The organism is uncultured Jannaschia sp., assembly GCF_947494055.1.
Taxonomy (GTDB): domain Bacteria; phylum Pseudomonadota; class Alphaproteobacteria; order Rhodobacterales; family Rhodobacteraceae; genus Jannaschia.
In genome coordinates this window covers 26098-43832 of record NZ_CANLTR010000007.1, presented here as the reverse complement: position 1 = coordinate 43832, position 17735 = coordinate 26098, and the positions used below count along the sequence as shown (strand labels likewise).

Annotated in this window: 17 protein-coding genes; 2 read left to right on the top strand and 15 right to left on the bottom strand. The window is 68.6% G+C overall.

Translation table 11 applies throughout. The features are described from left to right. Position 1 precedes the first annotated feature (1 nt). From Q1A87_RS08960 to Q1A87_RS08935, 6 genes are all read right to left on the bottom strand, one after another. A complete protein-coding gene (locus tag Q1A87_RS08960) occupies positions 2–742 on the bottom strand; it encodes a PIG-L deacetylase family protein (protein WP_299649976.1) in 741 nt (246 codons plus the stop codon). 105 nt (positions 743–847) lie between these two features. Next, on the bottom strand, positions 848–2086 hold the full coding sequence (gene arsJ, locus Q1A87_RS08955) for an organoarsenical effux MFS transporter ArsJ (RefSeq protein ID WP_299649973.1): 1239 nt from the start codon (positions 2084–2086) through the stop codon (positions 848–850). Next, on the bottom strand, positions 2083–3081 hold the full coding sequence (locus Q1A87_RS08950) for an ArsJ-associated glyceraldehyde-3-phosphate dehydrogenase (RefSeq protein ID WP_299649970.1): 999 nt from the start codon (positions 3079–3081) through the stop codon (positions 2083–2085). The genes arsJ and Q1A87_RS08950 overlap by 4 nt, the downstream gene beginning before the upstream one ends. 113 nt (positions 3082–3194) lie before the next feature. Further along, the gene (locus Q1A87_RS08945; RefSeq protein WP_299649967.1) at positions 3195–4475 is read right to left on the bottom strand and encodes a TRAP transporter large permease; all 1281 of its coding nucleotides are present in this window, start codon (positions 4473–4475) and stop codon (positions 3195–3197) included. Then, entirely contained in the window at positions 4472–4981 is a 510-nt protein-coding gene (locus tag Q1A87_RS08940; RefSeq protein ID WP_299649964.1) for a TRAP transporter small permease, read from the bottom strand. The genes Q1A87_RS08945 and Q1A87_RS08940 overlap by 4 nt, the downstream gene beginning before the upstream one ends. A gap of 57 nt (positions 4982–5038) precedes the next feature. Next, positions 5039–6007, bottom strand: a complete 969-nt coding sequence (locus Q1A87_RS08935; RefSeq protein WP_299649961.1) for a TRAP transporter substrate-binding protein — start codon at positions 6005–6007, stop codon at positions 5039–5041. 227 nt (positions 6008–6234) lie between these two features. On the opposite strand from Q1A87_RS08935, the gene Q1A87_RS08930 reads away from it, so the two are divergent. Then, complete coding sequence (locus Q1A87_RS08930; protein ID WP_299649958.1) at positions 6235–6753, top strand: hypothetical protein; 519 nt, start codon at positions 6235–6237, stop codon at positions 6751–6753. A gap of 24 nt (positions 6754–6777) precedes the next feature. Here Q1A87_RS08930 and mnhG read toward each other — a convergent pair whose 3' ends face one another. The 6 genes from mnhG to Q1A87_RS08900 are packed head-to-tail and all read right to left on the bottom strand — an operon-like array spanning position 6778 to position 12698. Beyond that, positions 6778–7161 (bottom strand): monovalent cation/H(+) antiporter subunit G, encoded by a 384-nt coding sequence (gene mnhG, locus Q1A87_RS08925; protein WP_299649955.1) that lies wholly within the window; start codon positions 7159–7161, stop codon positions 6778–6780. Then, positions 7158–7445, bottom strand: coding sequence for a K+/H+ antiporter subunit F (locus Q1A87_RS08920; protein ID WP_299649952.1), 288 nt, complete (start codon positions 7443–7445; stop codon positions 7158–7160). Before Q1A87_RS08920 ends, mnhG begins: the two co-directional genes overlap by 4 nt. Further along, on the bottom strand, positions 7442–7942 hold the full coding sequence (locus tag Q1A87_RS08915) for a Na+/H+ antiporter subunit E (RefSeq protein WP_299649949.1): 501 nt from the start codon (positions 7940–7942) through the stop codon (positions 7442–7444). The genes Q1A87_RS08920 and Q1A87_RS08915 overlap by 4 nt, the downstream gene beginning before the upstream one ends. Before the next feature lies 1 nt (position 7943). Continuing rightward, positions 7944–9494: a monovalent cation/H+ antiporter subunit D gene (locus Q1A87_RS08910; RefSeq protein ID WP_299649946.1), complete on the bottom strand. Its 1551-nt coding sequence runs from the start codon at positions 9492–9494 to the stop codon at positions 7944–7946. After that, positions 9491–9829 carry a Na+/H+ antiporter subunit C gene (locus tag Q1A87_RS08905; RefSeq protein WP_299649943.1) on the bottom strand — a complete coding sequence of 113 codons (339 nt, stop codon included), beginning with the start codon at positions 9827–9829 and terminating at the stop codon, positions 9491–9493. The genes Q1A87_RS08910 and Q1A87_RS08905 overlap by 4 nt, the downstream gene beginning before the upstream one ends. A gap of 1 nt (position 9830) precedes the next feature. After that, a complete protein-coding gene (locus Q1A87_RS08900; protein WP_299649940.1) occupies positions 9831–12698 on the bottom strand; it encodes a monovalent cation/H+ antiporter subunit A in 2868 nt (955 codons plus the stop codon). Between the two features lie 219 nt (positions 12699–12917). Between Q1A87_RS08900 and Q1A87_RS08895 the strand changes: the two genes are divergently transcribed. Continuing rightward, positions 12918–13706, top strand: coding sequence for a potassium channel family protein (locus tag Q1A87_RS08895; RefSeq protein WP_299649937.1), 789 nt, complete (start codon positions 12918–12920; stop codon positions 13704–13706). Positions 13707–13731: 25 nt separating this feature from the next. Here the strand turns inward: Q1A87_RS08895 and Q1A87_RS08890 are convergent, their stop codons facing one another. The 3 genes from Q1A87_RS08890 to Q1A87_RS08880 form a co-directional block, all read right to left on the bottom strand. After that, entirely contained in the window at positions 13732–14238 is a 507-nt protein-coding gene (locus Q1A87_RS08890) for a chemotaxis protein CheD (protein WP_299649934.1), read from the bottom strand. A gap of 34 nt (positions 14239–14272) precedes the next feature. Continuing rightward, the gene (gene cheB / locus Q1A87_RS08885; RefSeq protein ID WP_299649931.1) at positions 14273–15313 is read right to left on the bottom strand and encodes a chemotaxis-specific protein-glutamate methyltransferase CheB; all 1041 of its coding nucleotides are present in this window, start codon (positions 15311–15313) and stop codon (positions 14273–14275) included. Between the two features lie 91 nt (positions 15314–15404). Next, positions 15405–17612: a methyl-accepting chemotaxis protein gene (locus Q1A87_RS08880; protein WP_299649928.1), complete on the bottom strand. Its 2208-nt coding sequence runs from the start codon at positions 17610–17612 to the stop codon at positions 15405–15407. Positions 17613–17735 lie beyond the last annotated feature (123 nt).

Genomic DNA, 17735 nt, shown 5'->3' with positions numbered 1-17735 from the left:
CTCACAATGCGTCGACGGTGCGGGGGAACACGCTCTCGAACCCTTCGGCGTACGTGCAGTCGCGTCCGCCCGACTGACCGCCTGAATTGCGCTTGAAGTGGTTGGCGCGCTGCTGGGCCACGCGGGTGTAGAAGTCCCACAGGTGGACCTGGCCCTGCATCGCCTCCATCGCGGCGCGCTTGCGGTCCCAGACGGGCGTGATGTCGAGGAAGGTGTCGGGCGTCCAGCCCATGCGTTCGGTCTGGTGCGGCTCGAAGAGGTAGAGCTGCGGCGCGCCGAGCACCTTCTGCCCGGGCTCGTGGCCCCAGGCCTGCGCGATCATGCGGGCCTCGAGCACGACCTGCGTCGTGTAGGAATGGTCGGTATTGTAGGGGTCGTAGCGCGAATGGCTCGCCATCCAGCGCGGCTGGACCTGCCGGATCAGGTCGACGAGGCGCATCTTGTCGTTGCGGCCGAGTTCCAGCGGGTAGTCGCCGAGGTCGAAGCATTCGAGGCGATGCACGCCCAGCGCCGCCGCCGCGGCCTCCGCCTCGGCGCGGCGGATCGCGACGACCTCTTCGAGGGACTTGCCGTCCTTCCAGAGCCGTGCGCTTTCGCCCCGCTCGCCGAAGGAAAGGCAGGCGACGGTGACGTTCCAGCCCATCTCGGCGTGGAGCGCGATGGCGCCGCCGCAGCGCCAGACGAAGTCGGCGGCATGGGCCGAAATCACGAGGGCGGTCGGCGGGGTCTCATCGTCCGGCATGATCGGTCTCCTCCCTTTCCGGCGACCCAGAGGATGACATGCGGATGGCCGGGCCGAAAGGCCAAGTGCACGACGCCGATTCCGGGGGGCTGGAGCGGCGTCCCCTCAGGCCGGCGCCGCGCCGGTCTCGTCGGAAAGGCCACCCGACGCGAGCGCAGCCAGCGCGACCATCGCCGCGGCGGTGCCGAGCACGAGGGCGAGGCCGCCCGTCTGGTAGGTCAGCCCCGACAGGAGCGTGCCGACGAGCCGCCCGCCCGCATTGGCCATGTAATAGAAGCCGACATCCATCGTGACCCGCTCCGACCGCGTGAAGGCGAGGATCAGGTAGGAGTGCAGCGAGGAGTTCACCGCGAAGAGGACGCCGAAGACGAGAAGCCCCGCGACGAGCGTGCCGGTGAGCCACGCGGCGGGGACGAGCGCCAGCCCCGCGGCCCAGCCCCGGACGGCGCGGATGAGGCTGCCCTCGGAGCGCTGGGCGGCCCGCAGGATGCGGGGCGCGGCGGCCTGCACCGCGCCGTAGAGGATGATCCAGAGCGCCATGAAGGTGCCGATCAGGAAGAAGGCCGTGCGGTTGCCGGCCTCGGTCCCGTCGGAGAGGACGGCGTAGAAATAGATCGGGATGCCGACGACGAACCACACGTCCCGCGCGCCGAACAGGAACACCCGCGCCGCCGAGAGACGGTTCACGTTGGCGGAGCGGGAGAAGATTTCCGAGAATTTCGCACCGCGGCGCCCCCTCGGCAGTCCCGGCGGCATGAACAGCGCCACGGCGGCGAGGATGACGGCGAGGATCACGGCCATCGACAGGACCGCGCCGGTGAAGCCGAGCGTCGCGAGGAGCGCCGCGCCGAGCAGGAAGCCCAGTCCCTTCACCGCGTTCTTCGACCCGGTGAGCAGGGCGACCCAGCGGAACAGCCCGCCGCCCCCGGCCGGGGCGAGCAGCTTCACGGCGGATTTGGACGACATCTTGGCGAGGTCCTTGGCCACGCCGCTCGCCCCCTGCACGCACATCACGAAGGCCACAGAGGCGGCGATGGTCCAGCCCGGGTCGAGCGCGGTCAGCGCGAGGAGCGCCGCGACCTGCAGCCCGAGCCCCGCATAGAGCGTCGAGGTCAGCCCGAACCGCGCGGCGATCCAGCCCGCCGCGAGGTTCGTGACCATCCCCGCGACCTCGTAGAGGACGAAGAGATAGGCGAGCTGCACCGGCGAGAAGCCGAGCGTGTGGAAGTGCAGCAGGACCAGCATCCGCAGCGCGCCGTCGGTGAGCATGAACGCCCAGTAGGCGGCGGTGACGGCGATATAGGCCGACAGCCCCTCGGGCCGCGTCGCCGCCGGTGCGCTCACAGCGCCGCCCCAACCATCAGCGCGACGTCGACGAGGCGGTGGGCGTAGCCGTATTCGTTGTCGTACCAGGCGTAGACCTTCACCTGCGTGCCGGCCACGACCATGGTGGACGGCGCGTCCACGATCGCGGAGCGCGGGTCGTTGACGTAATCGGCGGAGACGAGGGGCCGGGTCTCGTAGCCGAGGATGCCGCGCAGGGGCCCGTCTGCGGCGGCGGCGAAAGCGGCGTTGACTTCCGTCGCATCGGTCTCGCGCGCGACCTCGAACACGCAGTCGGTCAGCGAGCCGTTCAGGAGCGGCACCCGCACGGCATGGCCGTTCAGCCGGCCGGCGAGTTCGGGATAGATCAGCGTGATCGCCGTGGCGGACCCGGTCGTGGTCGGGATCAGCGAGTTCAGCGCCGAGCGGGCGCGGCGCAGATCCTTCGCCGGGCGGTCGACGATGGTCTGCGTGTTGGTGACGTCGTGGATCGTGGTGATCGACCCGTGGCGGATGCCGAAGGTCTCGTGGACGACCTTCACGACGGGGGCCAGGCAATTCGTGGTGCAGGAGGCGGCGGTGACGATCCGGTGACGCACGGGGTCGTAGCTCGCGTGGTTGACGCCGTAGACGATGTTGGCCGCGTCGCAATCCTTGACCGGGGCCGAGACGACGACCTTCCTGACGCCGGCCGCGAAATAGGGGGCGAGCGTCGCTTCGGTCTTGTGAACGCCGGTGCAGTCGATGACCACGTCCACGCCGTCGAGCGGCAGCGCGGCCAAGTCGCCGGTGCCGACGAAGGGCAGGCGGCGGTCGTCGATGGTCACGCTGTCCGCGTCGTGGGCGAACGTCGCGGGCCAGCGGCCGTGCACGCTGTCGAACTCGAAGAGATGCGCGTGCATGGCGGGATCGCCGGTGGCGTCGTTGATCCAGGCGATCTCGGCGCCGCGCTCGAGCAGCGGGCGGAGCGCGAGCTTGCCGATCCGGCCCAGCCCGTTCACTGCGTAGGTCGTCATGCGGCGCCCCCGTCGATGTCGTGCCCTCGGCGGATTGCTTAGCGGAACCGGGCCGGGCGGCAAATGAAGGTTTGATGACAGGCCGGGATCGGTGCGGCGACGGCCATGTTTTCTCAGCCGCCGTAGACGAGCTCGACCGGCCAGAGCGAGAGGGCGGGGATGTAGGTGATCAGCATCAGCGCGGCGAAGACGGCGGCGACGAACCAGACCAGCTGCGGGACGATGCGCTCGACCGGGATCTTCGCCACCGCGCAAGCGGCGAAGAGGTTCACGCCCAGCGGCGGGGTGATCATGCCGAGCGCGAGGTTGACGACGACGACCAGCCCGAAATGCACCGGATCGACCCCGTAGGCCACCGCGATCGGCGTGAGGATCGGGGCGAGCACGAGGATCGCCGCCGAGGTCTCGATGAACATGCCGACGACGAGGAGCAGCAAGTTCACGGCGAGGAGGAAGGCCACGCGGCTCTCGAACATGTTCCGGAACCAGCCGGCGATCTCGTTCGGCAGGCCCGACCGCGTGATCAAAAAGGAGAACAGCGCGGCGGCGGCGATGATGATCATGATCGCGGAGGTCGAGATCACGGTCCGCGCGAGGATGCCGGGGAGGTCTCCGGGGCGCAGTTCGCGGTAGAGCAGGAGCCCCACGACGAGGGCCGCGGCGACGGCGGCGGCGCTGGCCTCGGTGGGCGTGAAGATGCCGGAATAGATGCCGCCCAGGATCACGACCGGCACGAGCAGCGCGGGCAGCGCGGCGAGGAGGGCGGGGCCGGGATCGAGGCGGCCCTCGCCGTCGTTGCGGCCGATCCCGCGCCGCCGGCAGATGAAGAGGACGAGCGCCATCAGCGTCGCGGCGACGACGAAGCCGGGGCCGATCCCCGCGACGAAGAGGCGGCCGATCGAGGTGTCGGTGGAGACGCCGTAGAGGATCAGCGGGATCGAGGGCGGGATCAGCACGCCGAGCTCGGCCGACGAGGCCTGGATCGAGGCGGCGAGGGGGCGCGGGTAGCCGTGATCGGCCATGGCCGGGATCAGGATCGCGCCGATGGCGAAGGTGGTCGCCACCGAGGAGCCCGAGACCGAGGCGAAGAGCATGCAGGTCAGCACGCAGGTGCAGGCGAGCCCGCCCTGCACGCCGCCGACGATGGACTTGGCGAGATCGACCAGCCGGCCGGAGATGCCGCCCGCCGACATGAGGTTGCCGGCGAGGATGAAGAGCGGGATCGCGACGAGCGGGAAGCTGTCGATGCCGGTGAACATCCGCTGCGCGACGAGGAGGAGGGGCAGGCGGCCCTGTGCCTCGATCCCCGCGACGGAGGCGAGACCGATCGCCACCGCGATCGGCACCCCGGCGAGGAAGAGGATGGCGAGCGAGAGGCCGAGCGCGGCGTTCACGAGACGGGCCCGAAGGTCTGAGGCGGGGTGGCGGCGCCGGTGAGGCCGCGGAGCGTGGCGGCGAGGATTGCGACAATGATGAACGCGGAGCCGACCGGCAGCGCGGCATAGACCCAGGCGATCGAGATCTCGAGCGCGGCGAGGTTCTGGCGCGCGACGCGGCCGCACATGAGCCAGCCCTGCCATAGGAGGATCGTGAAGAAGAGGAAGGACGCCGCGTTCGCGGCGATGAACAGCATCCGGCCCAGGGGCGCGGGCAGCGCGGTCTGGATGAGATCGACGGAGATCATCGCGCCGTGCCGGTAGGCGGCGGCGACGCCGAGGAAGACCGACCAGATCATCGCCGAGCGGGTGACGACCTCCGACCATGTGGAGGGCGCGTCGAAGACGAAGCGGGTCACGACCTGGAACATCGCGAGCCCGGCGGTGACGCAGAGTAGCGCGATGGCGGCGCGGAGCGCGAGGCCGGTCGTGATCGCCTCGAGCCGCAGGAAGGCGCGGATCATGGGGGAGCCGTTCGGGAAGGGGGCCGGCGCGGGTCCCCGCGCCGGCGGATGCGGGGCTTATTCGGCTTCGCGGATGCGGTCGACCATCTCGGAGCCGTACTCGTCGGTGTAGATGGCGTAGGCCGGCTCCGCGATGGCGGCGAAGGCGTCCTTGTCGATCTCGGTGACGACCTCCATACCGTTGTCGCGCATGATCTGGACGCCCTCCTCCTCGAGCCGGTTGACCTCGGCGCGGGTGGCCGCGCCGCTGGCCTTCGCGGCCTCGTGGAACCAGCCCTGCTCCTCCTCCGAGAGTCCGTCGAAGAGCACGGGGGAGGCCAGGATCGCGACCGGGGAATAGACGTGGCCGGTGAGCGTGGCGTAGTCCTGCACCTCCCAGAACTTGGCGGCGACGATGACGGTCACGGGGTTCTCCTGCCCGTCGACGACCCCCTGCTGGAGCGCGGGGAAGAGCTCGGGGAAGGCCATCGGCGTCGGCGCGGCGCCCAGATCCTCGAACGCCTCCATGTGGACGCGGTTCTCCATCGTGCGGAGCTTCAGCCCGGCCAGATCCTCGGGCGTCTCGACCGGGTGCTGCGAGTTCGTGACGTGGCGGAAGCCGTTCTCCGACCAGGCGAGACCCACGAGCCCGTTCTCGTCGATCTTCGCCAGCAGCTCCTGCCCGATCTCGCCGTCGAGGACCGAGCGGGCGTGGTCGTAGTCCCGGAACAGGAACGGCAGGTCGAGGACGAAGACCTCGGGGACGAAGTTGCCGAGCGGGCCGGTGGAGGTGATGACCACGTCGAGCGAGCCGATCTGCAGCCCCTCGATCATGTCGCGCTCGCCGCCGAGCTGGCCCGCGGGCGCCTGCTCCCCGGTCCATTCGCCGCCCGAAAGCTCCTCAAGCGTGTCGATGAAGGCCTGCGCGCCGAGGCCGTAATGCGAATCCGGCGACAGCGAATGGCCGATCACGATGGATTGCTGCGCGGTCGCGGCGCCGGCCGCGAGCGTGGCGACGGCGGCGAGGCCGAATGCGGTGTGTTTCATGTCTCTCTCCCTGTTGCGGACAGGCTTCGAGCCGGTCCGTCCTCCCGTGCGACAGGGTTTGCCGCAAACGGGGGCGGGGCGCAAACGGGGTTTGAATCGGCCACCGGGTCTGCCGTGTGGCTTGTTGGCATGACGTCGGGACGACCGGCTCCGCAGCGATCCCCCGTTCAAACGATGTCAAGGCGTGGCAGGTAGGCTTGCGGACACAAGCGACGGAGCCTGATCCCATGCGGAACCTTGCACGATACGTCTCTCTCGCGATTCAGGGATTCGCGTTCGAGGCCGCCCCTGCTTTCGCCGAGGAAACGTATCTCGACCCGGACTACATCGGCTGCATGATCGCCGTCGACGACGCCGACATCATGTTCCGCCAAGCTCTCCAGTCCACGTGTGTCTCACGAATGGCGGACTTGTGCGACTCGCGGGACGAGGATGCCACCGGCAAACGGACCGTCGAATGCCTCAACCGTGAGAGCCGGCAAGCCTTGCGTTTCGTGGCCAGCGTTACGGAGGCGCTCCCGCGTACGATCGAGGGGCAGGACTACCGTGCCGCTTCGTATCGCCGTCGCCACATGGACATTACGCAAACCCTGGCCGAGCTTCGGCAGGAGCCCCGACCGGAGGAATTGCCAGAGGCGACGTTGCGGATCGTCCGGGTCGCGTCCGCCGTGCATATGGTCTTCCTGCTGGCACGTGACAGCGGGACGGACCTCGACAGGTTCGTGCCGGCGGCATCCGGCGAATAGGACGCGCAGCCTCTGTCCCGCGCGCTATCCCACCCGTTCCCGATATTCCCGGTCCTCCTCCGGCACGTCGAGGGTGGACCAGGTGGTGCCGTCGCCCGGCGGGGGCGGGGTGTCGCAGGTGCGCCTGTGGATGTTCACGCGGCTGATGAAGTTCGCCGAGACCGGGGCGGTGACGAACAGGAAGGCCATGATCAGGATCTCGTGCAGCGCGCCGGTGGTGAAGGTGAAGGAGTGGATCATCGAGGCCATCAGGAACGCGCCGGTGCCGAGCGTGCCGGCCTTGGTCGGCGCGTGCAGCCGGGTCATCGGATCGGCGAGCTTCAGCAGGCCGATGGCGGCGACCAGCGTGAACAGGAGACCGATCAGGAGGAACGCCGCGATGGCGAGGATTGCTGCGATCTCGATCATTCGATGACGTCCCCCCGCAGGACGAACCGTGCGTAGGCGACGGTGGAGACGAAGCCCAGCATGGCGATGATGAGCGAGACCTCGAAATAGATCGCCGTGCCCTGGTAGATGCCCAGCAGCACGATCAGTCCGATCGCGTTGATGAACATCGTGTCGAGCGCGAGGATGCGGTCGCCGGTCGCCGGCCCGATCCACAGCCGGACCATCGCCAGGATCTGCGACAATCCCACGATCGCGAAGGCCGCATAGAGGGACCAGGTCATCAGAATGGTCGCGAAGGTCATCGGAAGATCTCCTTGAGGCGGCGTTCGTAGCGGTGCTTGATGTCGTCGCGCACCGCGTCCGGGTCCGGCGCGTCGAGCGCGTGGACGAGGAGGCTCCGGCCGTTGTCCGAGAGGTCGGCGGAGACGGTGCCGGGGGTCAGCGTGATGGTGCCCGCGAGGATCGAGATCGCCTCGGGCGTGCGCAGGTCCAGCGGGACCACGACCCAGGCGGGGCGCATCCTGTCGTTGGGCTTGGTCAGCACGATCCAGGCCACCTGCACGTTGGCGACCACGATGTCCCAGAGCACGAGGAGGCAATAGGCGAGCATCTTTCCGACCGCGATATGCTCGGGCCGGTCGGGCCACCAGCGGGCGGTGCCGATCGGGATGATGATGCCGAGGATGAGGCCGAACACCGCCATGCCGGCCGAGAACTCGGGTTGCAGCAGCATCCAGACCCCGGCCATCAGGATCGTGAGGGCGGGATGGGGAAACAGCTTCCGGAACGGCTTCATCATGTCAGTGCGCCTCCTCGTCGGGATCCGCATCCGACAGCTTGCCCGGCGTCTCGAGCACGGTCGAGAGGTATCGGTCGGGCGCGAAGAGTTGCGCGGAGATGGCGGAGGTATAGGCCGTGACCGGCCCGGCGAAAATCGTATGCGCCACGAGCAGCGCGAGCAGGCCGCCGACCGCCACGTAGGAGAGGGCGGGCGGGCGCGACGGGGCGGGGGCGGCCTCGTCCGGGGCCACGGCGCGGGCCTTCCAGAACACCTCCGTCCCGGCGCGGGCGAAGCCGAGAAGGCTGATGAGCGAGGTGACGAGGATGATCGTCCAGACCCAGACGACCGCGTCCGTGCCGAAGGCCGCGTCGAGGATCAGGAGCTTGCCGAGGAAGCCCGAGAGCGGCGGCAGGCCGACCATCGCGATGGCCGCGACGAAGAAGAGCGCCGCGGTCATCGTCGCGCCGGCGACCGGCGGCTGCGCCGTGAGGTCGAGATCGGCGCGGCCCGCGCGGACCAGATCGCAGATCAGGAACAGGGCGGCCGCGGCCAGCGTGGAATGGACGATGTAGTAGAGCGCCGCCGCGATGCCGGCCGGGGTGAAGAGCGCGATCGCGACCATCACCATGCCCATCGAGCCGATCACCGAAAAGGCCACCAGCCGGTCGAGCCGGCGCGCGGCGAGCACGCCGACCATGCCCACGGCGACCGAGACGAGCGCGGCGGGCAGGAGCCACCAGCCGTGCAGGCCCCCCGTCGCCTCGAGCCCGGGCGGGAAGATCATCGTGTAGACGCGGATGATCGCGTAGGCCCCGACCTTGGTCATGATCGCGAAGAGCGCGGCGACGGGGGCGGGCGCCTCGGCATAGCTCGACGGCAGCCAGAAATGCAGCGGCACCAGCGCGGCCTTGACCGCGAAGACCATCAGCAGGAGCACGGCGGCGATGCGGATGCCCATGTTCGCGTCCGGCGCGATGAGGCGCACCCGCTCCGCGAGGTCGGCCATGTTGAGCGTCCCCGTCTCGGCGTAGAGGGCACCGAGGGCGAAGAGGAAGAGCGTCGAGCCGAGCAGGTTGTAGAGCACGTATTGCGTGCCCGCCCGGAGCCGCACGGTCCCGCCCGAATGGATCATCAGCCCGTAGGAGGCGATCAGCAGGACCTCGAAGAAGACGAAGAGGTTGAAGAGGTCGCCCGTCAGGAAGGCCCCCATGATCCCCATGATCTGGAATTGCCAGAGCGCGTGGAAGTGCCAGCCCCGCGCGTCCCAGCCCGAGCCGATCGCGTAGAGCAGGACGAGGAGCGACAGGATCGCCGTCAAGAGCACCATCAGCGTCGAGAGGCGGTCGCCGACGAGGACGATTCCGAACGGCGCGGCCCAGTCGCTGAGCTGGTAGAGGATGACGCTGCCATCGGCGGTCTGCCAGGCCAGGCCCGCGGCGAGGACGAGCATCACGACGCCGCCCGCGACCGAGATCGCACGCTGGATGCCGATGTGATGGCGCGCGACCAGCACGACGAAGGGCGCGAGGAACGCGGGCAGGACGACGGGCAGGATGATCCAGTGGCTCATCGGGCGTCCTCCCCCTCGGCTGCATCGTCGACATGGTCGTCGTCGTCGCCGAGATAGGCGCCGAGCGCGATCATCACGACGACGGCGGTCATCCCGAAGGAGATCACGATGGCCGTCAGCACCAGCGCCTGCGGCAGCGGGTCGGTGTAGCGCTCCGCATCGGTCAGGATCGGGGGCGCGCCGACGGTGAGCCGGCCCGAGGCGAAGAGGAACACGTTGACGGCATAGGTCAGCAGCGACGTGCCCATGATGACCGGGAAGGTCCGGAGCCGCAGGACGAGGTAGAGCCCCGAGGCCGTGAGCACGCCAATGGCGGAAGCGACGAGAAACTCCATGTCAGGCCCCGATCTCGGTGGTGCGGGGCAGGTCGTCGCGCGAGGGATCGATGCCCATCGGATAGTCGTCCTCCGGTCCGTGTTGCCTCCGGGCGAGGCGCGAGAAGCTCTCGAGCGAGAGCATCACCGCGCCGACGACGGCGAGGAACACGCCCAGGTCGAAGAGCGCGGCGGTGGCGAGCTCGAACTCGTCGAAGGGTGGGATGCGCACGTAGGTGAAGGCCGAGGTCAGGAACGGCGCACCGAAGAACCACGAGCCGATCCCGGTCAGGCCCGCGGTCAGCACGCCGGCGCCGATGACGCCATGATAGGGGTATTTCAGCCGCGCCGAGGTCCAGGCGAAGCCCGAGGCCATGTATTGCATGACGAAGCCGATCGACACGATCAGCCCGGCGATGAAGCCCCCGCCCGGCTCGTTGTGGCCGCGCAGGAAGACGAAGAAGCCCACCAGCATGACAACCGGCATGATGACGCGGGTCACGATGACCATCAGCATCGGATGGGTGCCGCCGGCGCGGGGCTGATCGGGGAGCCGGTTGAGGAGTCGCGCGCGGACCGGGCCGGCCAGAAGCGACTCGGTCAGGGCGAAGATCAACAGCGCGGCGATGGAGAGCACGATGATCTCCCCGTAGGTGTCGAAGCCTCGGAAGTCGACGAGGATGACATTCACGACGTTCGTGCCGCCGCCGCCCTTGTAGGAGTTGGCGAGGTGGAACTCGGAGATGCTGGGCGCCACGGTGTCGCGCAGCAGGTAGTGCCAGGACAGCGCCATCGTCGCGAGGCCACCCGCCACCGCGATGATTCCGTCGCGGGCGCGGCGGAAGGCCGAGCTCTCGATCGGGGTACGGTTCGGCAGGAAGTTCAGCGCGAGGAGGAGCAGGATGATCGTGACGACCTCGACCGTGAGCTGGGTCATCGCGAGGTCGGGCGCGCTGAAGAGGACGAAGCCGGCGGTGACCATGAGGCCGACGATGCCGATGAGGATGAGCGACAGGAGCCGGTTGCGGTGCAGGAAGACGAGCGCGCCGGCGGCCGCGACGAGCATGGCCCAGCCGGCGACCTGCACCACGCCGGGCGTCTGCATCGCCCGGCTCGGCGCCGCCGAGGCGCCGGTCAGCCCGGCATGTGCGCCGACGGCCACCACCGTGACCGCGAAGATCGCGGCGTAGCGCGAGAACGCGCCGTCGTGAAGCGGCGCGACCGTCCGGCGGGCGAGACCGACGATCCCCGCGATCACGCCGTCGAACAGGGTCTTGGCTTCGGGACGGGGCGTGCGGTCCCACAGGCGCTGCGCCGGGCCGTGGGCGGCGAAGGCGAGGAAGCCGCCGCCGACGGCGACGATCGACATGTAGAGCGCGGGCGTGACGCCGTGCCAGATCGCAAGATGCGCCTCCGGCACCTCCGCGGCGGGGCCGAGCACCGCGGCGGTCACCAGCTTGACGAAGGGCTCCGCCAGGAACGGCATCACGCCGATCAGGACGACGAGCACGACCAGCAGGGCCGGCGGACCCCAGAGGCCCGGACCCGGATCGTGCGGATGGCCGGGGTAGTCGTCGCGCACCGGCCCGAAGAAGACGTGGCCCACGAAGCGGAAGCAATAGGCCGCCGAGAAGAGCGAGCCCAGCACGGCGAGCGCGGGGACGAGCCAGGGCAGGTCGAAGAGCGTGGTATGCGCCGCCTCCTCCAGCATCATCTCCTTCGACAGGAACCCGTTGAGGAACGGGATGCCCGCCATCGACAAAGCGGCCAGCGTGGCGATGACGAAGGTGACGGGCATCAGGCGCCGGAGCCCGCCCAGGCGGCGGATGTCGCGGGTATGCACCCCGTGGTCGATGATCCCCGCCGACATGAACAGGGCCGCCTTGAAGGTCGCGTGGTTGAGGATGTGGAACACGGCCGCCATCGCCCCGAAGGCGGTGCCGGTGCCCAGAAGCATGGTGATGAGGCCCAGATGGCTGACCGTGGAGAAGGCCAGCAGCGCCTTCAGGTCGTGCTTGAAGAGCGCGATCGTGGCACCGAGCACCATCGTGATGAGGCCCGCGCCGGTGACGAGCACGAACCATTCCGGCGTCCCCGACAGGACCGGCCAGAGCCGCGCGAGCAGGAAGATGCCGGCCTTCACCATCGTCGCCGAGTGCAGGTAGGCCGAGACCGGCGTCGGCGCGGCCATCGCGTGCGGCAGCCAGAAATGGAACGGGAACTGCGCCGACTTGGTGAAGCAGCCGAGCAGGATCAGCACGAGCGCGGGGTGGTAGAGCGGCGAGGCCTGGATCGCGTCGCGGTTCTCGAGGATCACGCTGAGGTCGTAGCTGCCGGCGATCTGCCCGAGGATCAGCATGCCCCCGATCATCGCCAGCCCGCCCATGCCGGTCACGGCGAGCGCCATCCGCGCGCCCTGCCGCCCCTCGGGCAGGTGCTTCCAGTAGCCGATGAGCAGGAACGACGACAGCGAGGTGAGCTCCCAGAAGATCAGCAGGAGCAGCACGTTGTCCGACAGCACGATGCCCACCATCGCACCCTGGAACAGGAGCAGGTAGGTGAAGAACTCGCCCATGTGATCCTCGCGGGCGAGGTAGTGCCGGGCATAGGCGATGATGAGGAGGCCGATGCCGAGGATCAGCGCGGCGAAGAAGAAGCCGAGCCCGTCGAGCCAGAACGTCACGTCGAGTCCGAGCCCGGGCATCCAGGACACCCGCGCGGTCACGATCTCGCCCGCGAGCACGGCCGGCAGGTTCGTCAGCAGGCCGATCAGGGCGAGCAGCGTGACGGTGAAGGTCACGCCGGCGCAAGCCTGCCGTCCGGCGGAGTTCATCAGTCCGGGAAGCATCGCCCCGAGGAAAGGCAGGGCGACGATAAGGAAGAGGGACACGCGAACTCCTGACTTGTGGCCGGCCGTTATGACGTTTTGCGCAACGCCGGCCGCTCGCACAAGAAGGGATAGGACTTTTGGCGGAAATGAGGCGTCAGGATGCCGTACCCGTCACCTTTCCCGCTCCGCGGCGTCACCCGGCCCGGCCCGCGTCGCGACCCGTCGCCGGAACCCAGACGAAGGCTGGCGGTCGCTGTCGCCTCCGTGCGAACAAGGCGCATGTCGCGTTCGCAGACCCGCCCCGACCCGTCCGACTTCATCCGCTCGCTCTATCTCGACCATACCCGGGCAGCGCGGCGCTTCCGCTACGCGCTCCTGCTGTTCGACGTCCTGACGGTGGTGTTCGTCATCGTCACCTCGTTCTTCCCGCGTTCGCCGACGGTCGAGGTGCTCGACGCGATCTTCGGGGTCCTGATCCTCGCCGATTTCCTCATCCGCCTGCGTCTCGAGACGGAGCGGGGCTACTTCCTGATGCGGTTCACGACCTGGGCCGACATCGCGGCGATCGTGTCGTTCCTCGCACCGGTGGCAGGCGAGGGACTGGGATTCCTGCGGATCCTGCGGACGTTGCGGCTCTTGCGCAGCTATCACCTGCTCGCGCAGCTTCGGAAGGATGTCCGCTACTTTCGCGCGCACGAGGACATCATCCTCGCCGCCGTCAATCTCGGCGTATTCCTGTTCGTGATGACCGGCCTCATCTACACGACCCAGTGGGCGGTGAATCCCGAGATCGGGAATTACGCCGACGCACTCTACTTCACGGTGACGACGCTGACGACGACGGGGTTCGGGGACATCACGCTGACCGGTCCGTGGGGGCGGATGCTGTCGGTGGCGGTGATGATCTTTGGCGTGACACTGTTCCTGCGGCTGCTGCAGGTGCTGTTCCGGCCGCCCAAGGTGCGGCAGGAATGCAACCGGTGCGGTCTGCTGCTGCACGACCCGGACGCGGTCCATTGCAAGCATTGCGGCGCGACGATGCATATCGTCACCGAAGGGCTCGCCTGACGGGGCTTGGGTTCGGGTCCGAAAGTCAGAACTGGGTGAAGTCGAACTTGTAGACGGAGGCCGGTTCGGGCTTCGTCACGAGCGGCGTGGTCGAGACGAAGCACTTCTGCGTCGCCCGCCCGGTCGCAGGCCAGAACCGCAAGCGCCGGGCGGTCGTTCCGCCGAGCGACTGTCCCACGCAGGGAATGCCCTCGTCCTGCAGGAATTGCAGCGCGAAGGCGGCGTTGGCCGCGCCGATGCCGGAGAGGCCGTCGACCATCCGGGCCCCGCCGAAGAGCTTGGCCTGCATCCGTTCCTTGCGGGCGCCCTTCTTCATCATGTCGTTGATCAGGAGTTCCATCGCCTGGGCGCCGTAGATGACGTTCTTCGAGGAATGCGCCTTGCTCTCGGGCAGGAGGAAATGGTTCATCCCGCCCAGACCGGCCTGTGCATCGAAGAAGCAGGCAGCGACGCAGGATCCGAGGACGGTCGTGATGATCGCCTCCGGATCGGCGGAAACCGCCTGGGTTCCCTGTGCGACGTGCAGGATCATGCGGCCTCCCGGTTCGGCTGAGCCATCATGGCGGTCAGGCGACGCGCGCCGAGGTGGACACGGCATTGCACTGCTCGAGGACGGCGCGGGTCATCCGCGACAGCGGCAGCTGCTTCTCGACGGCGCCCATCTCGTGGGCCACGCGCGGCATGCCGTAGACGAGGCTCGATTCCTCGTCCTGGCCGAGCGTTCGCGCGCCGGCCTCGCGCATCGCGGCGAGTCCGCGCGCGCCGTCGTCGCCCATGCCGGTGAGGATCACGCCGAGGGCGGGTGCGTCCAGCTTCGCTATGGAATGGAACAGCACGTCCACCGAGGGCCGGTGGCCGTTGACCGTCGGGCCCTCCCTGAGCCGGCAGACGCGCCTTTCCCGGCCCATGACTTCGAGATGGTGCGATCCCCCGGGCGCGAGATAGATCCGGCCCGGCTCCAGCGGCGCACCGTTCGTGGCCTCCTGTACCGCCGCGGCGCAATGCGCGTCGAGGCGGCTCGCGAAGCTTGCGGTGAAGGCTTCCGGCATGTGCTGGGTGACGACGGTCGGGGGGCAGTTCTCCGGAAAGTCGGACAGGAGCGTGATAAGGGCATCGACGCCACCGGTCGACGCGCCGACCGCCACGATCCGACCGTCGGGGACGAAGTCCGGAGCGGGGGCAGGCGTCGCCGGGCCGTCGCGCAGAAGGACGCGCATCTTTGAGGCGCCGCGCACCCGTGCGCGCAGGGGATCGTAGGCATGCGCCCGGCTTCCGTCCTCGGGCTTGAGGAAGATGTCGTAGGCGCCGAGGGCCAGGGCCTGCACGGATCTGGCGTTCCGACCGCCGGCGATTTCGGAGGCGACGGCGATCACGGGCATCGGCCGCAGGCGCATCAGCTTCTCGAGAAAGGAGAGCCCGCCCTTGCCGGGGCGCCTGATGTCGAGTGTCAGGACATCGGGATCGAGCGCAATGATCGCCGCCCTTGCCGCAAGCGGGGTCGAGGCCGTCCCGACGACGATGATCCCGGGGTCACGTTCCAGTTCCGTCTTGAAGACGGCGCACGTGGTCGGGGACCCGTCAACCACCAGGACCCGGATCGGTTTCACCTGGAATATTCCTGACTGGGGAAGAACAATTCGGTCGTCGTCATATCAAGGCGGGGCAGGGGCGCGAACGCCCCTGCCTTTCGGTCGGGTCTCAGAACTCTTCCCAGTTGTTTATCAGGGTCTGCGATTCGTCGGCGAGCGCGACGTTGCCCTGGGCGCGGAGCGGGCTTGCAGCGGCTCTCGGACGCGGCGTCATCGCCGTGACGTTGTTCCGGCCCGTCGCGCGGCCCGCATTGGCCGCCTCTCCGGTCGTGAACTGGCCCATCAGGTCGGCGAGCGACATGGTCTCGACGCGCATCGTCTGGCTGGCGGCGTTGACCTCCTCGACCATCGCGGCGTTCTGCTGCGTCACCTGGTCGAGCTGGCCGACGGCGGTGTTGATTTCGCTGAGGCCGACCGATTGCTCGCGGGCGGAGGAGGCGATTCCCTCCACGAGCGACGTGATGGCCGAGACCGATTCGACGATGGTCGAGAGCGCCTTGCCCGTCTCGTCAACGAGTTCCACGCCGGCCTCGACCTGCTGCGACGACGTCGAGATCAGCGCCTTGATCTCCTTGGCCGCATCCGCGGAGCGGGTGGCGAGCGCCTGGACCTCGGAGGCCACGACCGCGAAGCCCCGCCCGGCATCGCCCGCCCGCGCCGCCTCGACGCCCGCATTTAAGGCGAGGAGGTTGGTCTGGAAGGCGATGTCCTCGATCACGCCGATGATCTGGCTGATCTGCTCGGAGGATTTCTCGATCTTGCTCATGGCCTTCACGGCCTTCTTGACGATCCGTCCGCTGTCGATGGCGGCCTTGCGCGTGCCGGAGACGTCGGCGCCGGCCGTGTCTGCTGCTTCGGCCGCGGCCTTTACGCTGGTCGTGAGCTGCTCGAGTGCGGCGGCGGTCTCCTCCAGTGCGGCGGCCTGGTTCTCGGTCCGCTTGGCGAGGTCGTCGGCGGCGCTGCCGACCTGGTTCGACTCACTCTGGATGTTGGCGGCGTTGAGGGCGACGGCAGAGATCGTCTCGTCGAGCTGCGCGATGGCGGCGTTGAAGTTCTGCCGCAGGTCGTCGTAGCTCGGCGCGAAGGCCTCATTGATGCGGATGGTCAGATCGCCGTCCGCGAGGTTCGAGAGTGCGCCGTTCAGCCGGTCGATGACCTGCGACAGGTCGGCCTCCATCGCGCGTCGGTGCGCGATGCCCTCCAGACGCTCGGTCTCGGCCCGCGTGATGTCCGTGACCATCTCGACGATGCGGACCACTTCGCCGTCGCGGTCGCGCACGGCGTTGCAGGAGCCCTGCACCCACACGGTGCGGCCGGCCTTGTCGACCCGCTCGAACACCCCCGAGATCGTCTTGCCCTGGCCGAGCGCACGCCAGTGATTGCGATACTCTTCGGACTGGGCGAAGTCGTCCGGGGCGAACATCGAATGGTGACGGCCGACGATCTCCGCCTCGGCGTAGCCCATCATGTCGGAGAAGTTCCCGTTGGCCGCGAGGATCTTGCCCTTCGTGTCGACCTGGATCATCGCCTGCCCGTCGCTGATCGCCGCGATGATGGCGGCCTGTTCGGCGGTCTCCTCCTCGAGCTGGCGGCGCCGGGTTTCGGACTCGGTCACGTCGGCGACGATCTTTACGATGCCGACGACCTTCCCGGCCTCGTCGCGGACCGGGTTGTAGCACCCCTGCATGAAGATCCTGCGTCCGTCCTTGCCGACGCCCTCGAACGTACCGCGCAGCGGCTGCCCGGCGGCGAGCTGGTCCCACATGCGCCGGTACTCGGCGGTGTCGGCATGGCCTTCTGGCGCGAACATGGAATGATGGCGACCGATCATTTCGTCGGGCGCGTAGCCCATCATCTGGAAGAATACGTCGTTCGCCTTAAGGATTGTGCCCTTCGGGTCGAACTGGATCATGCCCTGGGTCGAGCCGATCGCCTCAATGAGGTGATGCTTCTCGCCGTTGGCCTCTTCGCCCGCGGCGAGCTGGTCGCGGCACTCGGAGGCGGCTTTTGCGACGCGGCCAATCTCGTCGCCGCGCGTCGCTTCGGGAATATCGGTGTCGAACCGCCTGGCGCCGATCGCCCGGAGGGCGCCGGAGATGTTCTGCAGCGGCCGACTGATCCCCCGGGCGATCAACACGCCGACGATCGTGGCGAACGCGGCGAGCAGGACGAGCTCCAGCGCGAAGAGCAGGCTACCGGTGATCCGACCGCCGAGGAGGGCGGGCAGCGTCGTCGACACGGTGACGGTCGTGACCACGAGGGCCGTGATCGCGGCCGGGAGCTTTGTGGACAGGGGTAGATCGGTGAGGCGTCGCATCAATCTGAACCTTCGTGCTTGTGTCGGTCCGTCCTGCGCTGCTTGCGAGGCCGGTCATCGCCCGCGGTCATCGACGCGGAGGGTGAAGGCGGCCTTAAGGACGACGGGCATTTTGCCTTGCAT